The sequence below is a fragment of the Bacillus sp. FSL K6-0268 genome, from assembly GCF_038005425.1.
In the GTDB taxonomy this organism is placed as follows: domain Bacteria; phylum Bacillota; class Bacilli; order Bacillales; family Bacillaceae_G; genus Bacillus_A; species Bacillus_A thuringiensis_S.
The window spans coordinates 18,036-44,129 of sequence record NZ_JBBOTF010000002.1 but is presented as its reverse complement, the minus strand read 5'-3'; the positions used below and the strand labels follow the sequence as shown (position 1 = coordinate 44,129).

Genomic DNA, 26,094 nt, shown 5'->3' with positions numbered 1-26,094 from the left:
AGAATCCCCTTATATATTTCTGATAGAATCTAAATTGTATAAAAAATATGTATGAGAAGAGGAAAAAATATGAACCAGTATAAAAAAATATTAAAAGTTATCCCACTTGCTGGAGTATTAAGTACGTCATTATTAATAGCCCCAAATAATTCATTTGCAGCAACTAACTTGGATATGTGCTTAAAGCAAGGAAAAGGATATGAACAAACATGCGTAGAACAAAATGATTCTAGTGATCCTAGTCGTATTCATGCTATGTATGAAACAATAAATCACCTTGTAGAAATTGATGATTTAAATGAACAGACCAATTGGAAAAAGGATAGTTATAATTTTATCAGATTGAATTATCTTATTTTGCCGAGTCAAGAGCAAGGTGTGCTAGATAGGTTGAATACGATTCCAAAAGACAACGTACAACTTCAAGAAGTTCTGAAAGATTTAAATGGCTATCATAATGGAACAAATACAATTACGGGTATTGACACATTACAAATTTCTAATCCAAACGTAGATAAGTATGTAGAAGCACCGAAACCAGATCCTAATTCGGACCAATATGAAAATATTATTTCATCAGCGAGTAATCAAAATTATACTAATAAAATTATTGGTAAAACTCAGAATATAACAAAAACATTGACGTCAAGCAAACAATTAACAGTCACACATAGTATGAATATAGGAATGAAGGAATCGATGCATTTAACATTAGGAACGAATTTCCTTGGCCTTCTAGATGCGAAAAATGAAATTACATTTGAGTTTTCCGCAAACTATGGGTACACAAACGCATCTACATCAGTTGATACGGTTTCACACGTTGTGAATGTTCCTTCAGAGGAATTCGAAATAGCTCCTCGCACAGCTGTTGTCAAAACAGCTAAATTGAGTACACCAGTATATACGTCGAAACTATTAGGAACTTCTAAAATTAAAGGTTACTATACAGATCAAGTTAATACGTATCCAACATGGGTACAATTAGGTATTTATAATAAATTTAAAGTCATCTCTCAACACAATCCAACTATTTGGAACAAATTAAAAGAGTTAGGCTTTGATTTAGATGATCAAACAAAAGAAGTTATTTTTAAAGGTGTAATTGATATGAAAGACAAAAAAGAACCAGGTTCTGTATATGAATCTAAGGTTCAAACTTATGAATTAGATGCAAATGGAGATATCAACTTTAATAAACCAGTAGGATCTCCTGTAGTAAAACCAGCAAAATTAGCCATACAATAAAGTGTAACAGCCAAACGCGTGCTACCTCTAAAATAAATCAAAGATAAAAGTAGGGAAAGCTGCTCGATTTGTACATATCTAAATGAATTTATGAAAAATCCACCTTTTTTGAAAGAATGATGATAATCGAAAAGGGTGGATTTATTAATGTGATAGCTGCAGGTTAATCTGATTAACCTGCAAAAGAGTAAATAAATCTTTATTGTATCGTTGTAAGTAGTACCTTTAGAAAAAGCATGTCGAAATTAAATAGTAATTTAGCAAACGTCAAGATTTAAGGCTGAAACAGACCTGTTAGTATAAGAAAATGTATGGTTTACCGTATGTGTAACTTTTTCTAATCTATTACATTTTTTATTTAGTATCGTATCATTGACGGAAAGCATTCATATTCCTTAAACCTTAAAGCACGTGAAACACGTTAATCTAACAACAGATAGGTGATACATGTCATTAGGTGTAAGAAGTTTAAAAAACAGTATTATTTGGAACATACATAGGTGGGCTATCCTTTCATCCAAAATGTTTTCGTAAATTTGAAGAGGAATTAATATATGTAATGTATTTTTGGATAAGAGGGAGAACATCTATAAGCAATTAATATGTTATAAGGCGTAATGGTGGGAAAAAGAGGTCGTTCCTGTATTTAAAGCCTATGCAAATACCTGGGCTTTTGAGACCTCTAACCAGAGGGCCTACAGTGGGGACTTGATTAATTAGAAAACAATAGGTTTCGTACGTAAGAATCCCCTGCTTTACATAATCTGTAAGGGGATACGTGGAGAGTAGTTCAAAAAAACATGCATACAGGGGGGATTGTTGCTATGAATGACAAAAGATTTCATTTTTTATGAATTGCATGGGGAGTGTCCTTTTCTGCTACGCTGGGAAGTTTATACTTCTCAGAAATTATGAAATTTGAGCCCTGTATTCTTTGTTGGTATCAACGAATACTAATGTATCCATTTGTTTTATGGATTGGTTTAGCAATTAAAAGAAAAGATTACCAAATTTCATATTATTCTTTACCGATATCTGGGATAGGTGGTTGTATTTCTCTATATCATTACCTCATTCAAACATTTTCTCTATTTTCTAAAACTGATGTCATTTGTGGACGAGTCCCTTGTATGGAGACTTTTATCAATTGGTATGGTTTTATTACAATTCCACTTTTAGCTTTTATCGCATTTTGTATGGTCGGTGCTTGTAGTTTTATTGTAATCCAAATAGATAGGAATACTCGAAATGAAAAAAAAACTTATGTTTATTAGCATTATTATCTTCTTATTTACAGCAATCTTTATTGAAAAGAAACCAGAAAGAGCAGCGGAGAAAGATTATTACTCAAACACCATTTCTTTCACGGATTTGCGAAAAAATATTGGGGATAAAAAAGAGCAAGTTGTCTATTTTTATCAAACATCATGCATACATTGTAAGAAGGTATCTCCTATTATTGTGCCTCTTGCGAAGAAGTTAGGTGTTGATATGAAAGTGATAAATATTGAGAATATAGATAGTATTTGGGATGAATATAAAATCGTTGGTACGCCAACAATTATTCATTTTAAAGATGGTAAGGAAAAAGGACGTATAAGTGGTGAAAATAGTAGTAGAGAATTCAGAAAATGGTTTGAACAAATAAAGGTAGAATAAAAAAATAGCGGTACAGGAATAACAATGCCGTTTGGAAATATATAAGAAGATTCTGTTATAAACTTTAGTTTTATTTATACATGAAAAAAACTATTTCGATTATTTATTCATCTATTTATTATTTTTTAAACGTTCTCAATAATTGATGAATAAATTATTTTGAAGGCTCTGTTGCGAGAATTTTTTTAAGCTGGATCTAATGAAGTATAGAATTCTTTACAAGAAACCAACTAAAGAAAAACGACAGTAGTAGTTACTAGCTGCTACTGTCGCTTTTCTTTAAGTTATCATGATCGAGGTATTTGAACTTCTAAAATAGCGTGGGATGAAATAGGCACTGAAATTAAGGGGGAGTGGTGTTATCTGTATCGTCCGATTGACCAAGAAGGGCATACCCTGGCATTCAACTTCTTATCTCTGTAATTGTAACTTGGAAAGCAATCCACATATCTTGTGTAATAAAGACATTACGAAGGCGAAGTTAGGATGAGAACCGTATTTGTTTTTTCTTTCTTTTTGATATGAAGATAGCCAACACAAGTAGGGGCCTGTGGTGGCTAGGAGAAAGTTATGAAAAGCTAGTATAGTGTTAGCATCTTCATTCTACAAGAAATTATATATATTGGTATTGAGAAAGTTATTCTCTAAATTCGAGATAACAAACAAGACATGCAACGATTATCCCAATCATGAAATGATCCATAGAATATTGTCTGTTGTCCCAACTCCAACCGGAACAACAAGCAAGACAAATGGTGGAACAAAAGAATCTCATGTTAGCACAACAAGTCGCAGAGAATACATCTAAGATGACATATCTCAATCAAATTATTCAGTCAAAAGATACGGTAACAGTTTTGCAAATTGCAACTCATTATGGATGGTCTGCCGTTCGATTAAATAGAATCTTAAAGGATGAAAAAATACAGTACAAAGTAAATAATCAATGGCTACTAGTCACATTAAATCATAAACGGTGGAAGAAATTCATTCTGATGTTAGTAGCTCTGTAAAAATGAATATGCGTTGGGACACAAAAAGGTAGTTTGTTTACCCATGACATGCTAACGAAACGAGGAGTTATTCTGGTAATGGATAAAGAGGTGGTTTAAATAAGAAAAAAAATCTATCTAGTATGTAAAAGTAAGAGCACTCTTTGAAGTGGCTCTTACTCTGTAAAGACTATTTACTCTTAATCGAGCGGAACATACAAGTATGATATGCAATTACTTTGAATAGGTGTGGACTTCAGACAAAAAGAGTCCGGCTGCAAAAACAACCTCATAAATAGGATGAATTCATATTAGGGATAAAAATAGGGCATTTAAATTAGAAATAGGAATTTTAACAAAAGAGGAACTCTTTTGTAAGAGTTCCTAAGGTAGCTGACAAACGTATAAGAAAAAAACATAATCATGTATATGTAGTATCACTCAATTTCAGAAGATGGTTCTGGTGCAAAAACAGTGGAATATGAAAAAAAGAAAAAGATTCCTAGCGGAATTGAATGTTATGCTGTTAAACCAAAGAGTTCATGAATAAGATATATCTGCTTTTGAACAGACTTCTCCCCTGGGAGAGTTTGTCCTTTTTTGATCATATGCATAACTTCTATTCCAGCAATCATTTTTGTAGCTGTCAGTACTGATTTCAATCCAAGCATATTCCGAATTCGTTTTTTAATAAACCGATGATCTTGTTCAATGATATTGTTTAAATATTTTTTCACACGAAGTGGTGTACCGTGTGGTATACACTTTTCTTCCTTTAGTTCACGTATCGCAACAGGGTAGGCTTTATCACCATCAGCAGTTATTGAACGAGGTTTTGTGACATGACAAGAAGCCAAGGCCTTTTTTAGAAAGCACTTGGCTGCCTTCGCATCTCTTTTCTGACTCAAGTAAAAATCAATTGTGTTTCCTTCGGAATCAATCGCACGGTATAAGTACATCTTTTCCCCTTTTATTTTCAGATAGGTTTCATCAACTCTCCAAGAATTATTTGTTGGTTTCAAATGTTTTCGAATACGCTCATTTAATTCTGGTCCATATTGATGAACCCATCGCATAATCGTTGTATGAGCTAAGGATAATCCTCTTTCCTCCATCATTTCCACCAAATCACGAAGACTTAAATTGTACCGCAGGTACCATCTCACTGTTAATAAAATAATATCTGGTTGATAATGTTTCCATTTGAATATATTTGCTTGTTCCATACTAAGCACACACCTTTTAGTAGTAGTAGTACCAGTATAACCACGTTTGAAAGACTATTTTCAAAACGTTTCCCTTTTTTGCACCAGAACCCATGCATATGATAAAAAAAGAACAGGTTGATTTACGGGATCAGTCTGTTCAAAATCAAAAAGAATTTATTCATCAATTATTTGGATTAACAGTGTAAAGAATGATTCCAATAGGAATCCTCATTATTTCTTGGGAACGTATCCTTTCTTTGCACCAGAACCAAATTATCTGACGGATTAGAGCATGAACCGTCTCACTACCCCTAAAAAGGATTTTTTCAAAGGTTATTATATATGCTTATGAAGAAATTCAATGGGTTATAATGTATCTATTCGATACCCGTGTTTATTGATACAAAAATTTATGACCAAATCGTTACTTAAAAATGTATTTTTAAATAACATATAATAAATAAAAGGAGGTTTGAAATGAAACAGAAAAGTTTACTTACAAGTATTATATGTACAATGGCTCTCGTTTTCCTGTCTCATATTCCTAATGCATATGCTGATAACGGATATAGCTTCGGAAATTCTATGGAGGAAGGTTATATCTCTATGGATTTAAAAAAGTGGATGTCTGCCATTCCCAACGAAGCCCCACTTAGTACCTTATCTATCCCGGGTACCCATGATTCGATGGCATTGTATGATGGCGCTTCATTTGGATATGCAAAGGATCAATCCGCTTCGCTATCCACACAATTAGAAAAGGGAATTCGGTACATTGATATACGTATCCGGGATACAGACGATGCTTTTGCTATACATCACGGTATAGTATTCGAAAACGCTATGTTTGGTGATGTATTAAATATGGTGACAAGTTTTTTGAAAAGTAATCCAACCGAGACAGTCATTATGCGTGTGAAAAATGAACATGAACAGGATATAAATCGCTATGAAAAAATTTTTCAGACGTATTGGGACGCATATAAATCATATTTTTGGAACCCAACATCTTCAAATCCGAAACTAGGTGAAATTCGAGGTAAAATTGTTGTTTTACAGGATTTCCCTTCCAAAACACAATTCGGGATTCCCTACTCTAATTTAGACGTTGAAGATGCATTTGACAATGTAACGTATGAATCAAAATGGAATATCGTATGGAATAGACTTGATAATTTGACTCTAAATCGCGATCCGAATAAGATTTATTTAAGCCATTTTAGTGCAAATACACCAAACGATTCACTCACTGGTAAGCCGTCAGGTTATGCGGAGTTTATTAATCCAAGAGGTATAACGTATTTAAAAGAAAATAAATACAAAACTTTTACAGGAATAATAGCTGCAGATTTTCCAGATACTGTATATACCCAATCTATTTTATATAAAAATTATTTATACTACTCTCTTCCAACTGATAAGTTGTATTCCGTTCCTGTTAACATGGATATTTGTACAAAGCAAGATTATGCGCAAACATGTGTAGAGAATATGGACCCAAGTTACCGCACACATGAAATGTACGAGACAATTAATCGGTTAGTAGAAGAAGATACATTAAATGAAAAAACAAATTGGAGTGGAAAAAGTTCATACAACTTCATTCGTTTCAATTATATAATTCTGCCTGGTCAAGAGAAAGGAGTATTAGACAAACTAAATACAATGTCCAGAGAAACTTTAAAAGTTCGTGACGTACTTAAAGCATTAAATGGTTATCATAATAATACAAATACTATTACTGAGATAGATTCTGCCAACGGGGTTCCTATTTTTCCTCCAGTTACGCTAAGAGACGCTGTTTATAGGGATCAAGTAAATAATTACCCAACGTGGGTTGAGTTGGGGGTGTATAACAAGTTTAAAGTTATTTCTCAACATAATCCAAAGATTTGGAAAAGGCTAGAAGAACTAGGGGTTTCTTTGAATGACCAGACAAAAGAAGTGATAATGGCATTTGATGATCCGAATGATCCGGGTTATTTTCCTGATGTTGACGATCTACCGATAGTTGATTCTGGTTCTGGCAATAATGATTCTGGTAATTCGGATTATTTCGAAGATCATCTACCTATTGAGTAATGGTGGTGTACTCATAAACAACATTAAGGTGAAGTAGGGAGCCAGACGCCTACGGCGTATCAACTCCCCCTTCCCGAACCGTACGTGCCACTTTCATGGCATACGGCTCTCCAAGAATCTACAAAACTATCGGGGATCATAAGCTAAATTACTTAACTTAAATCCATCATATTCGGTTCTGGTGCAAAAAAGGGAAACGTTTTGAAAATAGTCTTTCAAACGTGGTTATACTGGTACTACTACTACTAAAAGGTGTGTGCTTAGTATGGAACAAGCAAATATATTCAAATGGAAACATTATCAACCAGACATTATTTTATTAACAGTGAGATGGTACCTGCGGTACAATTTAAGTCTTCGTGATTTGGTGGAAATGATGGAGGAAAGAGGATTATCCTTAGCTCATACAATGATTATGCGATGGGTTCATCAATATGGACCAGAATTAAATGAACGTATTCGAAAACATTTGAAACCAACAAATAATTCTTGGAGAGTTGATGAAACCTATCTGAAAATAAAAGGGGAAAAGATGTACTTATACCGTGCGATTGATTCCGAAGGAAATAGGATTAACTTCTATCTCAGTAAAACTAGAAATCATAAGGCTGCAAAGCGATTCTTTAAAAAGGCTTTGCAGTCTTTTCATGTCTCAAAACCTCGTACAATCACAATTGATAAAAATCCTACTTATCCAGTTGCCATCACTAAATTAAAGAGCGAGAAAAAAGTGCCGTTAGGCACTCAAATTCGGCAGATAAAATATCTAAATAACGTAGTGGAGCAAGACCATCGATTCATTAAAAAACGTCTACGCTCTATGTTAGGATTTAAATCTTTTGGCACCGCTACATGTATACTTGCAGGAGTAGAAGCCATGCATATGATAAAAAAAGAACAGGTTGATTTACTGGATCAGTCCGTTCAAAATCAAAAGGAATTTATTCATCAATTATTTGGATTAACAGCCTAAAGAATGATTCCAGTAGGAATCCTCATTATTTCTTGGGAACGTATCCTTTCTTTGCACCAGAAATGATTAACATGGATGAGATCATTCAAGAATTAGCACAATCCAAAGCTATAACTGCAACAGAAAACCACATCACATCTAAGTGATATTAGAAAAAAGTACCTCTTAAACCAATAAAGTTTTGAGAGGTACTTCTTAATATACTTTTTGGAGGGGATGGACAAGAAACCCCTATACCATAATTTGGATTTATTCCCATGCATAATAAAATCTTTTTTAGTTATTTTAATAATTGAGCACGTTTCTCAGGGTTTTGGTAATCTGCTAAAGACATTTGAACTTTTGGTTTATTTGGATCACTTGGTGTAAATTCAATTTTTGCATCAGATTTAAATCCTAATTTTCCTGTAAAGGTAGAAGTAATTGGTTGCTTTAAAATGACTCTTTTATTTACATTATCTAATTCTATATAATTTGGTAATCCCCTATAAGCTGGATTTGTAAGCGCTTGTTTAAATACATCATAGATATCTACTTTTTCTTTTCCATTTTGCGTATAATCATAGGGACCGGTCCCTGGACCGTATTCGGTAGCTTTACGGAAATTGGTCTCAGCTTCTATTGTACCTGTAATATAGCCTGTATTCTCCATTGTTCCAGAAAACTCAACCCGTTGTACTTTACCTACGTAGTGTGTTGTTCCATGAGGTGCCGCTACAATCGTTTGAGAAGGTATTGTAATTTGTTCTGTACGCGTCGTTGTATTAGAACTTGTATGATTATAAGAGAATTCAGTAGATACTTTTTCCGTTGTAGAGCCACCGGCTCCTCCTACACCTGGGATACTTACGTTTGCATTGAATGTATGATCCAATTCTACACCTAATTTTGCTCCTTCTGAATTGGAATACGTAAAGGAATCTGTATTGGTAATCGTTTTAGACGGTGTGATATGTGTTTGGTTTAAATCTGTGACATTTTCATACGTTGCTTCTTGCATATCGTCCGCTGTTGTTATATCTTTTGTTTCTGTAGCAGTGACATCTTTAAAGTTTTCTAAAGAAAATACCATATTAATTATCGCTGGATTGGTGGTGTGAAATGGATTATATACTTTCCCAGTACCATTGGGTTGAATAATCGCGGGTATACTTGTCATTGCATACTTCAAATCCTGTTCAAATGTTGCCCTATCAATAGCTTTTGTTCCTTGTTCGTTTTGTGTTTCTGCCGCAAAGGTAGAAACGGGTGCTGCTAGCATGGGTGTACTTAACATACATGCTAATGGGAAGATAGCCAATACTTTATAATATTTTTTCTTCATACATATAGGCCCCCTTTGTAAAATGTTTTTTCTGAATCTACCTTGATTATAACAAGGTAAGGGGAAGACAAAGAATACAAAAATAATCTTTGATAAAGTTTTTTTTACGTTTTCATTTTTTACAAGCATTCGACAGTTCTGGTGCAAAGAATATAATACTTGTACAATGAATTTTTAAATCTTGGACATACTATTACTTTACAAAGGGGATGTGATCAGTATGAAAAAGGACAATTTGTTTAAATGGAAGCATTACCAACCAGATATCATTCTACTAACTGTACGTTGGTACCTGCGGTACAATCTAAGTTTTCGAGATTTGGTGGAAATGATGGAAGAAAGAGGATTATCCTTATCTCATACAACGATTATGCGCTGGGTCCATATCAATACGGACCGGAACTAGATAAACGTATCCGACGTCATCTTAAACAAACAAATGATTCATGGCGAGTGGATGAAACGTATATAAAAGTAAAAGGGCAATGGATGTATTTATATCGTGCTGTCGATTCTGAAGGAAATACGATTGACTTCTATCTCAGTAAAACTAGAAATCATAAGGCTGCAAAGCGTTTCTTCAAGAAAGCTTTGCAGTCTTTTCATGCCTCAAAACCTCGTGCAATCACGATTGATAAAAATCCTGCTTATTCAGTTGCTATCACCAAATTAAAGAAAGAGAAAAAAGTGCCGCTAGGCACTCAAATTCGGCAGATAAAATATCTAAATAACGTAGTGGAACAAGACCATCGTTTCATTAAAAAACGTGTACGTTCTATGTTAGGATTTAAATCTTTTGGCACAGCCACATGTATTCTTGCAGGAGTAGAAGCCATGCATATGATAAAAAAGAACAAGTTGATTTACAGGATCAGTCTGTTCGCAATCAAAAGGAATTTATTCATCAATTATTTGGATTAACAGCGTAAAGAATGATTCCAGTAGGAATCATCATTATTTCTTGGGAATGTATCCTTTATTTGCACCAGAACCAAAAAAGATATCTTGCCAATTACAATTGGCAAGATATCTTTTTTTATTTTAATAATTGAGCACGTTTTACTGGATCTTTATAATCTTCTAATGACATTTTTACAGCTGGTTTATTTGGATCATCTGGTGTAAATGTTACTTCACCTTTTGTATGATAACCCGCTACACCAGAAAAGCTCATTGGTACCTTTACAAATACTCTTTTATTTATGTCGTCTAATTTTATATACGATGGTAAACTAATAGATGGATCCTTAGCAAGCCCCTTCTTAATAAAATCATATAAACTCATCACACCTAATGTTGACGTTTGGTTTATATAATCAGCTTGTCCAATTCTCGATGTAACTTCGGTATATCCATCGTATGCTCCTGAATATTCTTGATTAAATATCGCAATATTCATTTCTGTTGTTCCATGTGGTGCGGCCTTTATATCTTGAGATGGGAACGTGTCTGTTGTTGTTTTAGTATATGTATTACCAGTTGTATGAGTATAAGACGTATCAACTTCCATCTTGAGTGTGACATTACCCTCTGCTACAAAAGGTATCCCTACTGATACTTTTGTCTCGGCACCAATCTTCAATGCTACACCTTCTGCATTTGTTTCTGTAAATGAATGCGTATTCGTTATTGCTTGGCTATCTGTTTTTAATACTTGATCTACATCTGTAGTATTATGCAAGGTTCCTACACTTACAAATGTAGGCTTTCCATCTCCCACAGTAGTTGCGGTTAAATTAATGTCACCTGAACCTAAATTAGTATAGGAACCATCAAGATCTATGCTGCTAGCACCTGTATAAATTTGCTTGACAGGATCCGCAAGTGCAGGTGATATTTTTTCATCTAACCATTTTTTAAAACTATCTTTAGAAAATTGACTAGTTTCTTCATAATTTGTTGGTGCTGCAGCAAAAGCATTAACAGGTGCTGCAATAACTGGCGCACTAAGCATACATGCTAATGGTACAGTTGCTAATAACTTTTTATATTTAGTTATTTTCATCATACATCTCTCCCGCTGTTAAGTTTATTTGATGTTTCAAATTCCATAATAGCAGATAAAAATAATAAAACATGTATAAAAAAGACCTTTATAAAAGATCTTTTTTATTTGAAAAGGATGTAAAATTTCAAGACATTACGATAGCTTAAAGAAAACCGACAGTACTAACTAATGGATACTAAAAGAATGTCTTTCATGAGCTATTCTGCTTTAAAATATCTCATATATCATTTTCCCTCACGAATTTCCCCCTACAGCTTAGCTTCATTTGAAAATTTTATAACAGAACCTCTTTCTCTTTAATATGGAAATACTAAATAAAAGGAAACGTACATTTTGAAAAGTACATTTTTATATTTGTTAATATAAAATCACAACATATACAATTGGTATATCAACAATTTTTCTAAATACATTAGTTCAGGAGGAGTTACATATGCAAGTGTATAAAAAATTAGCAACTTTAGCACCAATGGCTGCGTTAGGTACATCTCTTTTATTATCCCCTTCCATGACCTTTGCTGCCGAGAAACATGAGCCAATTAAAACTGTACAAACACAAAATCAATTATCTACAGCTGTTGAATTTGGTGGAGACACATTAGAAGTACCTCCACATAGTCAATTAACTATCACTTATAAAACGGATACCGGAATAGAACTTTCACAATTCCAATATAACAATGATACTGACTCTGTAAAATCTGTCATTACTCCAAAACAATCAGTAATGCTTCCAGATGGTGCAAAATCTGTTACACATGATGTTGTAATTAATAAAATGTAATACAAATTATTGTAAAAACCCATTGTTTTAGCAATGGGTTTTTACGTTGTAGACCTCACAATACATATTTTCAGACTGAATATTCACACTATGATTACACGTAAAAGCGCGTTACCATTCTCTTTCTCTTACTGTTAATGAGAAAGAGTGACATCGATATAGGTCTCTACTTTATGCGCTCAAAAAACTAAAACATAGTAAGTTTTATGTGCATATGAAACATGGAACTGTTAAACATTTCAATCATTTTATCGAATAAGATCATAGACATGTCAAGAGACATTTTGTTAAATCCGCGGGATTTTAAAATCTTCGTCATATCTCACGTACGATTAAAGGTTCTGGTGCAAAGAAGGAATGGTTGCCGTACCCCATCGCCATCAAGCTAAGGAGATTGAACTTATAAAAATACGCATAAATCCTTCTCCGATGCTAGAATATTAGGAATCTCTATAAAAAAGTGCATATAAGAAAAACCGGGAAAACCACCCGGTCCTTTTTCGTCTAGCGAAAATCCGATAAATTGTACATAATCCCATCAATCCCTGTGTAATCCTGCGGATACATATCTTCACCACATCGTTCACAGGAAAACCTAGGCGGAACAATCGAATCTCCTACATCCATGATATCAAATCTTCTTACCACAGAATCGGGAATATTTTCTGTTTGAGCACAGCCTACACAAACATACTGTACATAGCTAATTCGCTTATGTCCAACTGTGTTTTTCTTCTTTTTCTTTTTTCGATGTTTGCTTACTGGCGAAATAATCAATCACCCTCTTTAAATAATTTCGCGTATTTTGGCATAAAGCTACTTTTATTTTCCATTCTCTGCTTTCTAGGCAGACTTCCCCCTTGTATTCATAAAATGATTCACATTTTGGACAAAGAAGAGGATCTTTTTTTCCACTCGCGATAACTCGTTCCCTCCACGTCTGACGACGTAGTGTTTTTTTCACTTTTATTATCCAACGTCTGGCTTTCTTTTGCCATTCATTTAATAGTTTTTTACATAATGTTTTAATTCGACGTGCATACATGCCATAATGACGAATCATTTTGAATTGCTCATCTGGAATATGACGAATTAATCGAGAAATAAACTCTTCTACAGATATCGTTTCTACTTTTTTCCTCCCATCTAATTTGTCCGTATATGTAAAAGAAACAGATTGCCCATCATATTCCTCGATCCGGTTCAACCCAATAGCAGGTCGACGAATATAGCGGCCAATATACCGAAGTTGTTTTTTTACGTTTCCTTTCTGTTTCGGAGCGTGTACATAGAAGCCTTTCCCATTATCAGAAAATGCTTTTTGAAGTTTCGATTGAATTGGCTTTTTTTCTGCCACCGTGAGCTCTTTTCGAATCAGTTTTAACACGATGGTTTGCCACTGTTTCCGAAGCATCTCAAACGGAAGAAAATCATACCCTTTCCACTCTCCAATCTTTGTCATCCCACCCATTGTAACAAGTATATGAACATGCGGATTAAAATTAATTCTAGTGCCGAAGGTGTGAAGACCTACGATAATACCGGGTGTTACCTTAATTTTCTTTTGAAAATAATCCACCAACAGCCTTGCGGCCTCATCCATAAAAATCTTTAATAAATGGCGGTGCAAAAGAAAAATATCTCGAAGTCCTTCATCTACGGTAAAAATAACATGACGATGATTCACCTGAAGTACGTCTTCTGAAAGAAGTCTACTCCATTCTTCACTTTCTCCTACAGAACAAGTTGTACAAAATCGTCCTTTACAACGATAAGGAACTTTTCGAACATGATGACACCCTTCACATACAAACAATTTAAATCCATTTTCAGGGTCTCCACACCCTCTAAATTTTTCAATTTCTTTCAAAACAACTGGACGGATCCTCGCTCCATATTTATCTTTAAATCGTTCCCAATGATTATGTTCATCAAAGAAAATACGTTTTAATATATTTGCTTCCATAACTAAAAAATATCACAATCTAGCGCATTATGGAAATTCCAAATATTGTTCACAATCCCTTACATAGCAAGCTTTCCAAGGAAGCAATTCGTGCTTAAAAACTTATACTTTCTTATCTTTTAAAAAAATAAAATGGATTAATAGTTTGTTCATGGTGTTAATAAGTTCTTTAGTATTGATGCCTGCACAAGCTGATCAGAGAAATGCGCAAAACAAATACAGCACACAGGACGAATATCTGTATATGGGCACTACCCTTTTACAGTTGCAAGATGTGTTTCAAAAAAATAGAAACGTGTATTACAAATTAACATTGCCAGGCACAGTGAATGCACCAACTCCAGTAGCCTTACCTCCTTATATTGGAGAAAAATACCTACTACGCCCAGACTCTTTACAGGGATGGATAATTCAAACATATATGAAGCAAAAAGAAATTTCACCAGGTAAAAGGGTACAAGAAAGAAAATTAGATTTTTATAACCAATTTAGACAATATCAAGGGTCTGCTTATCACCAATATTCTGTTTCCCTATAATTGAATTACCCCACTTTCACTTCTAAACGAAGTGAAAGTGGGGTTCCTAAGTAAAAAATTCTAACTAACTCTAATATACTAAAGTTAATTCCGCTGCTCTCGCAGTTAGAAGCCTTATCGCTTCATTCTTACAGCCCTTCCCGAACGAGAAAGCCCCTCGCCTTTTCGGCATGGGATGAAAGTGAGGTTGGATACGGAGTACTACCAAAAAAACGTAAGGTTTGTGGCACTTTAAGTATCCAAAATGTTGGTATTATTTTTTTATCTTTTTGTTGCAGTTTTATAATTTAACTAATACGATATGAACATGATATATAATTATAGAAAAACCAAAACAACTGTTTCATTCACTACCATTTTGTATTTTGCCCACGATACAGAAGCAAGATTTTTCTTCACACAAAAGTAGGAGAACGTTTCAAAGAGTTGGTCCAAGAGGTATGTAACGAACTGGATATTGTTATTGTCGCAATGGCATGTGACAAAGACCACGTTCATTTGTTCTTACATACACTTCCAACACGCAGTCCTGCTGATACAATGGCGAAAATCAAAGGAGTGACATCAAAACGTTTAAGAGAAGAGTTCCCTCATCTCGCGCACTTGCCAAGTCTGTGGACTCGTTCCTATTTTGTGTCTCCTGCTGGAAAGGTATCAAGTGCGACAATACAACAGTATGTTGAAAATCAAAAAACGAGGGGGTGAAACTTGTGCCACAAACCATCACAGTGAAAGTTAAATTGCTGCCAACAAAACAACAAATCAAGCTATTGGAACAAAGTAGCCACGAGTATATAAAAGTCATGAATGCCCTTGTATCTGAAATGGTTGAAGCAAAGAAAAGCACAAAGGATATGGAGGCCAATCTCCCAAGTGCGGTGAAAAATCAAGCAATGAAAGATGCGAAAAGTGTATTTTCTACAAAAGTAAAAAAGAGTGCATACAAAATCGTTCCGATTTTAAAAAGACCAGTTTGTGTGTGGAATAACCAAAACGATTCCTTTGACTATACGCACTTTTCCATCCCGTTCATGATAAAAGGCAAATCCACTCGTTTACAGGTTCGTGCTTTATGAATCGACAAACATAATCGCAACTTCGACTTGTTGAAACACAAGTTAGGTACTCTTCGTATCACAAAGAAATCTGGTAAATGGATCGCTCAGATATCTGTCACGGTCCCTACAATAGAAAAAACAGGAACGAAAATTCTAGGAGTAGACTTAGGTCTCAAAGTTCCTGCGGTAGCCATCACAGATGATGATACAGTTCGTTTCTTTGGAAACGGTAGGAAAAATAAATACATGAAACGTAAATTTCGTAGTGTTCGTAAGAAGTTAGGAGAAACGAAGAAACGAAATACCCTTCGACAACTTGATGATAAGGAACAAAGATGGATGCAAGACCAAGACCACAAAGTAAGTCGTGAAATCGTCGATTTCGCAACGAATCATACGATCTCTGTTATTCGATTAGAGCAATTAACGAACATCAGACAGACGGCACGAACAAGCCGTAAAAACGAGAAAAATCTACACACTTGGTCATCAATTCATCGCGTACAAAGCGAAAGTAGTTGGTATAAAGGTTGAATATGTGAATCCTGCTTATACAAGTCAAACGTGTCCAAAATGCACGGAGAAAAACAAGGCGAAAGATAGAAAATATAAGTGTCCATGCGGATTTGAGAAACACCGCGATATCGTTGGAGCGATGAATATTCGCTACGCAACTGTGGTTGGCAGTAGTAGTCAATCAGCCTAAGAACCTATATGGTCTGTCTTAGGAGGGGTGATGACACACCCTCATCTTGAAGGCTGTTCAAAACAGAAATGGACTGCGAACGTTCACGAATCGCTTTAGCTGACTTATGTTTTTGAACATATGAGAGACTTACAAATCCTCGATACCAATCACATCATGTCTTTTGATGATTTCAGTCGAGACTTTATCCCAGTAATCTTTTCTAGCATTCGTCATGTATTCATGAATGTTAACTCTCTTCTCATGAACCAAAAAACTTCGGACTATAGGTTGTTCCATCTGACAAAATGACCAAATCTTTTCCTCCCACATCCATTCCAATGTAAGGTTGTGTTTTTGGAAGTTCTTGCGTTTCTGTTTCAACTCACAATAACACAAAGTAGCTGCCGGAAAAGGGCCCTCTAACTATGGCATATACAATACGTCCCTTTACTTCACGACTCTTGGCAAATCGATCAAACGCTTTCTTCAGAACAAGGAATTTAGCAAAACATATCCCATATGTGAAACCTTTTCTGTTTCTTTGTATGTATAATCCCAAAGAGCTAAGAAAAGATTGCATACAAAACAAGAACAACCAATTATTTTTTATTTATTAAAATTGCTCAAGCTCTATTTAGATAGATACACAACGTATAAACTTTATTAATTATCATTCATTTCGACATGTGCGTATTGTACAACAAACATACTATATATCGAATAATACAGATAACTTTCTGTCATCTCTTGTCCGAATCCTATTCATCTCTCACTCACTTCATATTCTTTGAACAAGAAGTCTTCTTGACTAAAATGATAAAGTATATTTCTGTAACTAAGATGGAATCAACAAACCATGTACAGTATAATATAATGAATGGAATCAAAGAGTATATTTCTTCACAAGAATAGCAATGTATTTCTTTTGACTCAATCATCTGAAATCTTTTCTAGAACAAATGATTTATCCACAGTATTAACTACAATAGATTAAATAAAGAGGTGAAAAAAATATGGATTCCTTTGATTTTAAATGTATGGAAATATGCTGCACACCACCCAAAATTCATATACTTCCTGCCTTTGGTTTCGCTTTCAATGCTACAAATCCCCAATTTGCAACTCTAGGAACCCCACTATCCTTACCTAGCACAAGTCCAAATCCCAATATTACAATCCCGGTTATACATGATACCATAAGTACAGGTACCGGTATTGAAGTTCAAAAAAATGGTATTTATCAAATCAGTTATACGCTAACAATCAGCCTTGATAACATTCCTACGGCACCTGAAACAGGTCGATTCTTTCTAACATTAAACGCTCCAAATAACATCATCCCAGGATCTGGAATCGCCGTACGTTCTAACACCATAGGCACCGGTGAAATTGATGTTTCTAGCGGTGTCATCCTCATTAATTTAAATTCTAATGACCTCATTCAAATTGTACCAATTGAAATAATGGGTACAATAGACATCCGCGCTGCATCATTAACTGTTATACAACTTGGTTAACCCTAATATTGCATAACTGTACAATATAATCATAGTCACTTATCCTTACTAAAATAGTAGAAAATTATCCAACTAACGATAGCATCCCTATGTAGCACGCATACGCTACTCGACCATTTTTTGAATATTAAAACTTTATACATCACTAAAATATTGCATTTCTTGCGCTATGCCTCTATTTTTTCTTTTAATGTCCCAAAAGAAAAGGTCAGAAGACCATTTCCATTTTTCAAGTGGTATTTGGTCTTTCTTTTTTATTCAATTGTATACCGATTATTCTCTGAAACCAATAAACTTGTTATGTCAACCTTCAGTTGACATTTTCCTAATCGCCGCTTTACTTCTAATTCTAATTTTTTATGGGCTTCTTCCAAAGAGCTTGCTGAGATAATTGTAGACTGTGCATCTGTTATCTTGTCATTATACATCACTGAAAATTCAAATTCGTATCGATGTACCATGGTCTCTTCACTTCCTCCCCACTGTATTTCCCCTCTTCGAACTAAAAGATCCTCTCCTCAATTGGACAAAAGATAGCCTAATGGTTGTGGGTAAACAAACATGTTTGTGAAAGCTATGAAAACAAAACTATAGTAAGAAAAAAGACGAGTAATTCATTACTCAACAAAATATATGCATGTCCCTAAAAAATCATCACTATTTTCTCTCCCTCTACAAAAATAACATATACAGCAAATCACCTATGACAAACCCCATAACATTCAATCCCACATAATGCTAATGCAACTTAAATAGATTTCAAACAAATAGGGAGTCAAAATACAGAAATACATATCCGACTTTCATTCATTTTTAAGTGTGAGCTTGAGCTAAAAGGATTCAATTGTAGAAATGGAGCGTTAATACACGACATACCTGCACGTCAACAATACGAGAAATAAGCTTTGAGTTGTTCCAGCTAACAAAATAACGAATTCTTTTATCCCTATACCTACATCTAACTGTAGCATTTAAAATACTTTCCTTTACTTCGCAATTTTCTGTTGTTGTCTACAACAAAAAATTTTTTATTTGTTTGTTTTGTGATATAAGATTGTACGTTGTTCTTCTTAGATTTAAAACACGAGATTTATTTTTTGAAAAAGCTTGTATAAGCATCCTCAGAGTTTCCAACAGACAGTGAAATCATAATACGAGCCACTTCTTTTTGCCAAACAAGTGCTTTCTTGAGGAAAACTAGTTTAGTAGAGCATATCCCCTATGTCAAACTTTTTCCTGTTTCTTTAAATGTATGATCCCACAGAAATGGGAAATGATTGCACACAAAGCGAGAACCACCCACTGTTTTATTAATTAGCGTTACTTGTGCTGTATTGATTATCTTATTTCGATATTAAAGTAATTTTCCCTATCAATAAACTCTTTTTATAATGTCTTTGAGACTCCCACGACTAAAGTCGCAAGCCCGAATCCTTACGGAGTTACGGGTGGGATTCTTGAATGACGAAACGTTCGCAGTCCATTTCTATTTTGAACAACCTTCAAGATGAGGGTATCTCATTGCCCTTTCTAAACCAGACCATATAGGTACTTAGGCTGATTGACTGTTACCATCAATCACAGTTGCGTAGCGAATATTCATCGCCCCAACGATATCACGATGTGTCTTAAACCCACATGGACACCTGTACTTTCTGTCTTGTGCCCTGTTCTTTTCAGCGCATTTTGGACAACTTTGATTTCTATAAGCTGGCGTCACATATTCAATCTGAATACCAGCTATTCTTTATAGATAATAAATTGTGATAAACGATAAAATGACCAAGTGTGTAGATTTTTTTCGTTTTTACGACTTGTTCTTGCCGTCTGTCTTATATTCGTTAGCTGTTCTAATCGAATGACAAAAATATGATTATCAATCGCAAAATCAATGATTTCAGGACTAATTTTGTGATCTTTATCTTGCATCCATCTTTTTTCTTTATCATCCAATCGTCGGATGGCATTCACCTTTTTGTCTTTTCCTAGCTTATTACGAACACTCCGAAACTTACGCTTCCTATATTTATTTTGCCTACCATTCCCAAAGAAACGAACCTTGTCATCGTCTGTGATCGCTACCGCAGGGACTTTGAGACCTAAGTCTGCTCCTAAAATCTTCGTCCCTGCTTTTTCATTTGTAGTAAGCGTGATAGATATTTGGGCGATCCACTTATTCGATTTCTTTGTGATACGAAGTGTACCTAATTTATGTTTTAACAAATTCAAATTGCGATTGTTTTTATCGATTAATAAAGCGCGGACCTTTAAACGAGTGGACTTTCCATTTATCTTAAACGAGATTGAAATATGAGTGGCGTCAAATGAGTAATTTTGATTGTTCCATACACAAACAGGTCTCTTTAAAACCGGAATGATTTTATACTTGCTTTTCTTTACTTTTGTAGCAAACAAACTTTTCGCGTCTTTAATCGCCTGATTCTTCACCGCACTTGGGATATTTGCTTCAATATCTTTTGTGCTTTTTTTCGTACTTTTCTTTGCTTCCACCATTTCCGATACAAGCGTATTTATAACTTTGATATATTCGTGACTGCTTTGTTCCAACAAACGGATTTGTTCTCTTGTTGGAATCAATTTTACTTTCACTGTTAGGGGCTGTGACATACGTTTCATCCCCTTATTTTTTGATTTTCAGCATCGTTCATTTGATACATTTCTAGCAATAGAAACAAAATAAGAACTTGTCCATAAACTTTGCAACGACATGAGATGAGGAGATGTTCCTCTCAAACACTTTGAAACATTCTTCTATTATCATTTATTCTAGCTACAATGTATCATTTACTTTCGAAAAATTACAACAAAAAGACCCAAAGAAACTACCTATAATTTGGATAATTAAAGTACCACGAACCTTGCAATTTTTAGTGGTACTCCGTATCCAACCTCACTTTCATCCCATGCCTAAAGGCAATGGGCTTTCTTGTTCGGGAAAATCTGTAAGATGAACAGCAATTCCCCGCTCCTATAAAGTTTTAAATACATCTCAACAACTAAAAGAACAAAAACAGGGATAGTCAACGGCCACCAGACCTTTTATGGATAAAAAACAAGTCTTTCATCAAATAGGATACACAAAACATTATGCTTCACTTTCAAGGGTTAATTTCCTTTAATATACTTAGCACATATACCTTAATTTCTTCATATAATGTTTTAACAAAATCATATGCAAAGGATGAATTACTATATCCCCTAAAAACTACCTTTTAAAAATCACATGTATGTTCCTTATATTATTTCCTCTTCACACTGATATAAATACGGAGGAAAAACAAACTACTGCTTTATACAAAGATATTAAAACATTGCCACCATCACTATTTACTCCCCCAAAAACAATGCCTATCATATCTTCAAACTTTCTCCAACAACTTATTATTGTACAAACTTCTGGCAATTATAATCAACAAGAAGCATCATACATGATTCAGCGTATCAGCAAAATTAATAACAATATTTTATATGCACTCTATACAAGAAATGTACGTATTAAACTTATTAATTTCCCTATTACGTATCTGTCTGAATACACCTATCTACGAGGAAAAATCCCCAGAGGTTGGGAAGGAACTGGGTATACTTGGGATGATGTCCCTGGGATTGGAGGCAATCCTGTGGTCGCTCGTATTGGTTATAGTAACCCTGGGCATATGCATTCCTCTATAAATTTAGAACTTCATGAAACTGCTCACGCTATTGATAACTATGTATTTCAAAACATTAGTTATTCCCAAGAATTTTTTAAAATTCACGCTAAAGAATATGCTTCCTTTTCAAACAACTCTTATTACTATTACCCCGAAGAATATTTCGCCGAAGCCTTTGCCTATTATTATTTTAATGATCAAACTAATGAAACGTTAAAAAGCAAAGCTCCTTCCACATATCAATTTATTCAAAATTTACCTTTCCGGCTTTGAACCTGTACATCCCTTGAGAAATACATCTTTTTAACTATCATAATAAAATAATTATTTCTCAAATTCTTAATATGTATATCTATCCCAAATAAGAAACTTGATAAAAATTTTAAGGTTCCGGATTGGTATAACCAAAACAATTTGATATAGGACACACATGCATTCAATAAATAATGATGTAGCACGCTATACATGTCGAACAATTCATAGTCTACAGATACCCTCAAGAACTTAGAATTTTTTCCTAAGTTCTTGAATTTACCTACAAACTTATTATCCACTTGCACATGATCAAGAGCAAAAATGCATTCTAGTCATTTAAAAATTTATTAACCATACTTTTTAATTTACTTTTATCATAATTTATATACTGGTTAGCCATATTACGTATGGGATCACCAGCATAAAATCGTTCATATAATTCATGCCGTGATCCTAAAGGACTACCTATTATATCCCATGCTAGCTTGAACAATTTAGTTTTTTTGTCTGCAGAGATATTAGCACCTTTAAAATATTTTTTCAACAAAGGTGCTAATGGACTTTGAAAATCATTTATGCTCGAAGGTAATTGTATAAACCCGCCTGCCCCTATAAGTTGTAAAATTTCAATAGCTCTGGGATAATACTTGGTCCCTAAATTTCTTGCTGTTTCAATATATTTAAAGTTTGGTATATATACGTTACATTCATTTATTTCCCCTTCTCTTTCTGCTGCTAATAAAAGCGAACGAATCACCTCTATCTGCATAATAAGCTCTCCAAGTTTTTCTTGCACATGTAAATAAGATTCAGCACCAATAGCTTCTGCTATCTCGCAAGCAATTGCTGTGACAAATTCTAATTTTATTAATAATCGAACAACAGCTTGATGATACGCCAAACTATTAGAAGCTATATCGGCTTTTAATGCCCATAGCGCCTCTGGACTATCGTACAACAATACGCGCTCCCACGGTACAAATACATTATCAAAGATTAATAGCGCATCCATTTCATCATAGCTTGCGCTAATAGGTGCATTTTCCTGTTGTGACAAATCTGTTGCAAACGACTCCCTACAAACCATATGCAAGCCAGGAGAATTAGCGGCAACTATAAGAAAATGAGCTAAGGAACACAATTCACTTTTTATTCTAGTCAAGGGATAAATTAGTAAGTCATTGGAATAGGGGGCTGCAGTGCCAATCATTTTAGCGCCACTTAAAAAAATTCCATCTGTAGTTTTTTTCGTAATTCGTAGTAGTCCTAATTCATCTATATTAGCTGTCTGCTGAATAGATCGATTAATTTGTGGGTCACGTTGAATAACACTTATAAAACGATGTTGATCTCTGGCTTCCTCATAATAATTTGTAATTTTATCAGGGAATTGCGAATCAAATTTTGTATATAATTTGCGAGATGAGTACCAGCCTGTTAAGCGAGAGCGAGCATAATCAGATAGACGGCTCATAACTCCATCTGTCATATAACTCCATGTTTCAAAAGCAGCTCTTCTTTTTAATATATCTTCATAAGAACTAGGGACTAAAAAAGCCCTATGAACCCATGTATTCGTTTTAGGACTTAGATAACCTACTAATTGCTGGTGAGAAGGATTCGCAAACAAATCATATAATTTCGTAATAGTAGTCAGTGTACCTTCAAAGTTCTTATTCTTTGTGACATCAATTTTTTTTCCTTCAAGCCACACACTCCGCCCATCCTGCAAACTTTGGACAAAATGATTTTTAAATTGATTCATAATAGCTCCTTTCAAAGTAAATAAAGTATAAAAAGTAACTATCTCTTAGAATAATTAATTTAAGCAAAGTGAGTCTTGACTCCTTCTAATGGCGGAGAATACACATGAAAGGTAATAGTTGGAAAAAGGGTGGGGTTTTGCATCATGTGAATCGTATCATTATTAATAGAAAACAAATCACCTTGTGTAAATTGCTGTACTTGAGTATATGTGGGTTTGTTCTCTCCGGCACCCTCAATATATAAATGATTTTGTAAGCTACCTTGCACGACATACACACATCCTATGGAGGTACCATGATCATGAATCAGAGTCTTTGCTAAGCTCGGAAAATAGAGGACCATTACCTCAAGTTTCTTAGTATGATAAATGATGTTTCGCCCGTATTCCAGCTGTTGTGGTGCTGTAATATAGGGCATGATATTTTCAAGTGATAAATCTAGCGTTTGTACAGATTGTATTAATTCCTGTTGACTATATGATTGCAGAGAATCAAAATTATACTTTATAATTTCAATAAAATTCATATTAGATAACTCCCTATACATATACTGTAGAATTAACAAAAAACATACCGAATTCAAATCGCTCGAAATAGTTCATTTTGTGAATTTTCCCGTCTTACATACGATTATAAATTTCTAATCAAAAAATAAAAATCTAAATTACTTAAGAATAACAATCCTCTAAATTATTTGTTTATTTAGATGGAAAAATAATTGTATAAAAGATTTTTTCATTGATTAATTTATATAAAAAGCCAGTAACTCTTACAGTATATATCTATTCAATTTTTAAAAATACTTTCATAGATGCAGAAAAAATACGAAGAATCCGCATGAGCCTAGAAAACAACATAATTATGTGAACTACTCCCCCCATAATTTTCTAACGACAATTTGAAAATATATCTTCTTGGAAAAATCATACTTCTATATACTAGATGGGCAGAAACACGATACTAACACCGCTATTTTAATATGCCTCGAAAAAAGGATAAATTCTTCCTAATTTCATTAAATAGTTTATTACTGTTATTATTTTCAACATTAAAAGACCCTATTTTAAAAATAGGATCACAGACTGTTGGTAATACATATACACAGAATACTAATTACATAACTTACTACAACGTAATAACAAATATATTCCGCCATGTAATACAATTGCACACTAAATAAAATAGGCATTTTATATAATTTTAATTATGAGAGAGAATATATACTGATAGGAATTAGGAAATAATGATTTAACGTACTCTACGAATAATATTAATACAGTATGTTCCAGCTATTAATGTTTTTTCTGAAAAAGGAGAAACTGTTACAATTTTAACAGCAGGTAATGTTTGTGTTTGTGAATTATCAGGATTTAACCCATTATCTAAAATAATGGTCCCTGAAGGGGTCTTGGCTGTAACTAGAATAGGTGCAGAATTTGAATCTGCCTTAATTGTAATTGTCGCTAAGTGAAATCCCGTAAAATCATTAAAAACATCGACTGGAAAATCCGCATGAAAAACTCCACATATATTTTCAGACACAAATTGAGATGGCGGACAACAGCCACTAGCATTTGAAGAATAGCACATTTAGTTCACTTCCCATTATGAATATGATTTATAATATATAAAATGATAAATAACAGGAAATGATTGTACAAGTGTCCTATAATACATACATATTTTCACAAGACATATTGAAGCTGTAAAGAATACTCCCCTACAATATATGGAGATTTTGCAATTACGGCTAGTGATTTTAAAAGACTAACTGAAGTTGTATACGTTGTATCTGAATCGATACACATCATTCGTTTTCCACAAGAATCCAAAATAATTATAAAAAACGCAGAATCACTTTCACGGAAATTTTGAACACTGATAAAACCTACATTTTTATAAATAAACGGATTATAAAATAAAATTTTAGTATGAGAATTAGAAGAAATAGGACCACAAAAAGAATATACAGTATGTTTATTTTGTAAAGTACCCATCATTTAATTATCCTTTCTATAACAAATTTATCTTTCTTAAAGCGTGTAAAAAGCGCTAGACTAACATTAAGTAGGCGAATTTTGTCGCTTTGGTTATACCAACAGCATTTCATAAACTAGCTACAAGAGGCTACTTGCTAACTTAATATAGGAAGTTCTAGAAAGAAAATAGAGTACGAAAACCACCCCTTTCATCTTCTCTATAAATTATCCCTAGAAATAACATTCTGTTCACGGACGGAGAAATATTCCCTTCAATCCTTACTAAATGATAGGCGTTCAATATATACGAGATGTCTAAAAGCGCTTAAATAAAGACGTTTTTCATTACTTATAAAAAATCACCACTTAATACCC

At 34.1% G+C, this 26,094-nt stretch carries 19 protein-coding genes and 9 pseudogenes; 16 read left to right on the top strand and 12 right to left on the bottom strand.

The genetic code is table 11. The features are described from left to right. Nucleotides 1-69 precede the first annotated feature (69 nt). From MHI28_RS30975 to MHI28_RS30960, 5 genes and pseudogenes are all read left to right on the top strand, one after another. A complete protein-coding gene (locus MHI28_RS30975) occupies nt 70-1,248 on the top strand; it encodes an ETX/MTX2 family pore-forming toxin (RefSeq protein ID WP_340828475.1) in 1,179 nt (392 codons plus the stop codon). An 854-nt stretch (nt 1,249-2,102) separates the two neighbouring features. Beyond that, nucleotides 2,103-2,522 (top strand): disulfide oxidoreductase, encoded by a 420-nt coding sequence (locus MHI28_RS30970; protein ID WP_340828776.1) that lies wholly within the window; start codon nt 2,103-2,105, stop codon nt 2,520-2,522. Beyond that, entirely contained in the window at nt 2,497-2,907 is a 411-nt protein-coding gene (locus tag MHI28_RS30965) for a thioredoxin family protein (RefSeq protein ID WP_340828474.1), read from the top strand. The genes MHI28_RS30970 and MHI28_RS30965 overlap by 26 nt, the downstream gene beginning before the upstream one ends. 315 nt (nt 2,908-3,222) lie before the next feature. Beyond that, a complete protein-coding gene (locus tag MHI28_RS36220; protein ID WP_445661808.1) occupies nt 3,223-3,330 on the top strand; it encodes a DDE-type integrase/transposase/recombinase in 108 nt (35 codons plus the stop codon). A 290-nt stretch (nt 3,331-3,620) separates the two neighbouring features. After that, a pseudogene (locus MHI28_RS30960) lies at nt 3,621-4,019 on the top strand (phage antirepressor KilAC domain-containing protein); the annotation flags it as partial. Between the two features lie 398 nt (nt 4,020-4,417). On the opposite strand, the gene MHI28_RS30955 reads toward MHI28_RS30960, so the two are convergent. Beyond that, on the bottom strand, nt 4,418-5,125 hold the full coding sequence (locus MHI28_RS30955; protein WP_327946164.1) for an IS6 family transposase: 708 nt from the start codon (nt 5,123-5,125) through the stop codon (nt 4,418-4,420). A gap of 86 nt (nt 5,126-5,211) precedes the next feature. Here MHI28_RS30955 and MHI28_RS30950 point away from each other — a divergent pair. The 3 genes and pseudogenes from MHI28_RS30950 to MHI28_RS30940 all read left to right on the top strand — a co-directional run. Further along, a pseudogene (locus tag MHI28_RS30950) lies at nt 5,212-5,313 on the top strand (IS6 family transposase); the annotation flags it as partial. 271 nt (nt 5,314-5,584) lie between these two features. Next, entirely contained in the window at nt 5,585-7,189 is a 1,605-nt protein-coding gene (locus tag MHI28_RS30945) for a phosphatidylinositol-specific phospholipase C (protein WP_340828473.1), read from the top strand. Between the two features lie 265 nt (nt 7,190-7,454). Further along, entirely contained in the window at nt 7,455-8,162 is a 708-nt protein-coding gene (locus MHI28_RS30940) for an IS6 family transposase (RefSeq protein WP_340828472.1), read from the top strand. A gap of 280 nt (nt 8,163-8,442) precedes the next feature. Here the strand turns inward: MHI28_RS30940 and MHI28_RS30935 are convergent, their stop codons facing one another. Further along, nucleotides 8,443-9,486 carry an ETX/MTX2 family pore-forming toxin gene (locus MHI28_RS30935; protein ID WP_340828471.1) on the bottom strand — a complete coding sequence of 348 codons (1,044 nt, stop codon included), beginning with the start codon at nt 9,484-9,486 and terminating at the stop codon, nt 8,443-8,445. Between the two features lie 220 nt (nt 9,487-9,706). Between MHI28_RS30935 and MHI28_RS30930 the strand changes: the two are divergent. Next, a pseudogene (locus MHI28_RS30930) lies at nt 9,707-10,415 on the top strand (IS6 family transposase). Between the two features lie 107 nt (nt 10,416-10,522). Here MHI28_RS30930 and MHI28_RS30925 read toward each other — a convergent pair. Continuing rightward, nucleotides 10,523-11,491, bottom strand: coding sequence for an ETX/MTX2 family pore-forming toxin (locus MHI28_RS30925; protein WP_340828470.1), 969 nt, complete (start codon nt 11,489-11,491; stop codon nt 10,523-10,525). A 436-nt stretch (nt 11,492-11,927) separates the two neighbouring features. Here MHI28_RS30925 and MHI28_RS30920 point away from each other — a divergent pair, with 436 nt between their 5' ends. Continuing rightward, a complete protein-coding gene (locus MHI28_RS30920) occupies nt 11,928-12,278 on the top strand; it encodes a hypothetical protein (RefSeq protein ID WP_340828469.1) in 351 nt (116 codons plus the stop codon). A 163-nt stretch (nt 12,279-12,441) separates the two neighbouring features. Continuing rightward, nucleotides 12,442-12,582, top strand: a pseudogene (locus MHI28_RS30915) (IS6 family transposase); the annotation flags it as partial. Between the two features lie 408 nt (nt 12,583-12,990). On the opposite strand, the gene MHI28_RS30910 reads toward MHI28_RS30915, so the two are convergent. Then, on the bottom strand, nt 12,991-14,244 hold the full coding sequence (locus tag MHI28_RS30910) for an IS91 family transposase (RefSeq protein WP_100910182.1): 1,254 nt from the start codon (nt 14,242-14,244) through the stop codon (nt 12,991-12,993). 244 nt (nt 14,245-14,488) lie between these two features. Between MHI28_RS30910 and MHI28_RS30905 the strand changes: the two genes are divergently transcribed. The 3 genes and pseudogenes from MHI28_RS30905 to MHI28_RS30895 all read left to right on the top strand — a co-directional run bounded on the left by MHI28_RS30905 (nt 14,489) and on the right by MHI28_RS30895 (nt 16,546). After that, nucleotides 14,489-14,782 (top strand): hypothetical protein, encoded by a 294-nt coding sequence (locus tag MHI28_RS30905; protein WP_340828468.1) that lies wholly within the window; start codon nt 14,489-14,491, stop codon nt 14,780-14,782. Nucleotides 14,783-15,089: 307 nt separating this feature from the next. Continuing rightward, a pseudogene (tnpA, locus tag MHI28_RS30900) lies at nt 15,090-15,487 on the top strand (IS200/IS605 family transposase). 5 nt (nt 15,488-15,492) lie between these two features. Continuing rightward, nucleotides 15,493-16,546: pseudogene (locus MHI28_RS30895) on the top strand (RNA-guided endonuclease InsQ/TnpB family protein). Nucleotides 16,547-16,550: 4 nt separating this feature from the next. Here the strand turns inward: MHI28_RS30895 and MHI28_RS30890 are convergent. After that, nucleotides 16,551-17,148, bottom strand: a pseudogene (locus MHI28_RS30890) (hypothetical protein). A 393-nt stretch (nt 17,149-17,541) separates the two neighbouring features. Here MHI28_RS30890 and MHI28_RS30885 point away from each other — a divergent pair. Beyond that, on the top strand, nt 17,542-18,045 hold the full coding sequence (locus tag MHI28_RS30885) for a hypothetical protein (protein ID WP_340828467.1): 504 nt from the start codon (nt 17,542-17,544) through the stop codon (nt 18,043-18,045). 254 nt (nt 18,046-18,299) lie between these two features. Here MHI28_RS30885 and MHI28_RS30880 read toward each other — a convergent pair whose 3' ends face one another. The 3 genes and pseudogenes from MHI28_RS30880 to MHI28_RS30870 form a co-directional block, all read right to left on the bottom strand. Further along, nucleotides 18,300-18,506 carry a hypothetical protein gene (locus tag MHI28_RS30880; RefSeq protein WP_233936681.1) on the bottom strand — a complete coding sequence of 69 codons (207 nt, stop codon included), beginning with the start codon at nt 18,504-18,506 and terminating at the stop codon, nt 18,300-18,302. 457 nt (nt 18,507-18,963) lie between these two features. Continuing rightward, nucleotides 18,964-19,387, bottom strand: a pseudogene (locus tag MHI28_RS30875) (hypothetical protein); the annotation flags it as partial. Between the two features lie 210 nt (nt 19,388-19,597). Beyond that, nucleotides 19,598-20,673 (bottom strand): annotated as a pseudogene (locus tag MHI28_RS30870) (RNA-guided endonuclease TnpB family protein). A 737-nt stretch (nt 20,674-21,410) separates the two neighbouring features. Between MHI28_RS30870 and MHI28_RS30860 the strand changes: the two are divergent. Beyond that, nucleotides 21,411-21,992, top strand: coding sequence for an anthrax toxin lethal factor-related metalloendopeptidase (locus MHI28_RS30860; protein WP_340828774.1), 582 nt, complete (start codon nt 21,411-21,413; stop codon nt 21,990-21,992). A gap of 310 nt (nt 21,993-22,302) precedes the next feature. Here MHI28_RS30860 and MHI28_RS30855 read toward each other — a convergent pair whose 3' ends face one another. The 4 genes from MHI28_RS30855 to MHI28_RS30840 form a co-directional block, all read right to left on the bottom strand. After that, the gene (locus MHI28_RS30855; RefSeq protein WP_340828466.1) at nt 22,303-23,739 is read right to left on the bottom strand and encodes a 4-hydroxyphenylacetate 3-hydroxylase family protein; all 1,437 of its coding nucleotides are present in this window, start codon (nt 23,737-23,739) and stop codon (nt 22,303-22,305) included. Between the two features lie 59 nt (nt 23,740-23,798). Beyond that, nucleotides 23,799-24,266 carry a cysteine dioxygenase gene (locus tag MHI28_RS30850; RefSeq protein ID WP_340828465.1) on the bottom strand — a complete coding sequence of 156 codons (468 nt, stop codon included), beginning with the start codon at nt 24,264-24,266 and terminating at the stop codon, nt 23,799-23,801. 722 nt (nt 24,267-24,988) lie between these two features. Then, nucleotides 24,989-25,330: an S-Ena type endospore appendage gene (locus tag MHI28_RS30845; RefSeq protein ID WP_078186827.1), complete on the bottom strand. Its 342-nt coding sequence runs from the start codon at nt 25,328-25,330 to the stop codon at nt 24,989-24,991. Nucleotides 25,331-25,425: 95 nt separating this feature from the next. Continuing rightward, entirely contained in the window at nt 25,426-25,737 is a 312-nt protein-coding gene (locus MHI28_RS30840) for a hypothetical protein (protein WP_340828464.1), read from the bottom strand. Nucleotides 25,738-26,094: the final 357 nt, after the last annotated feature.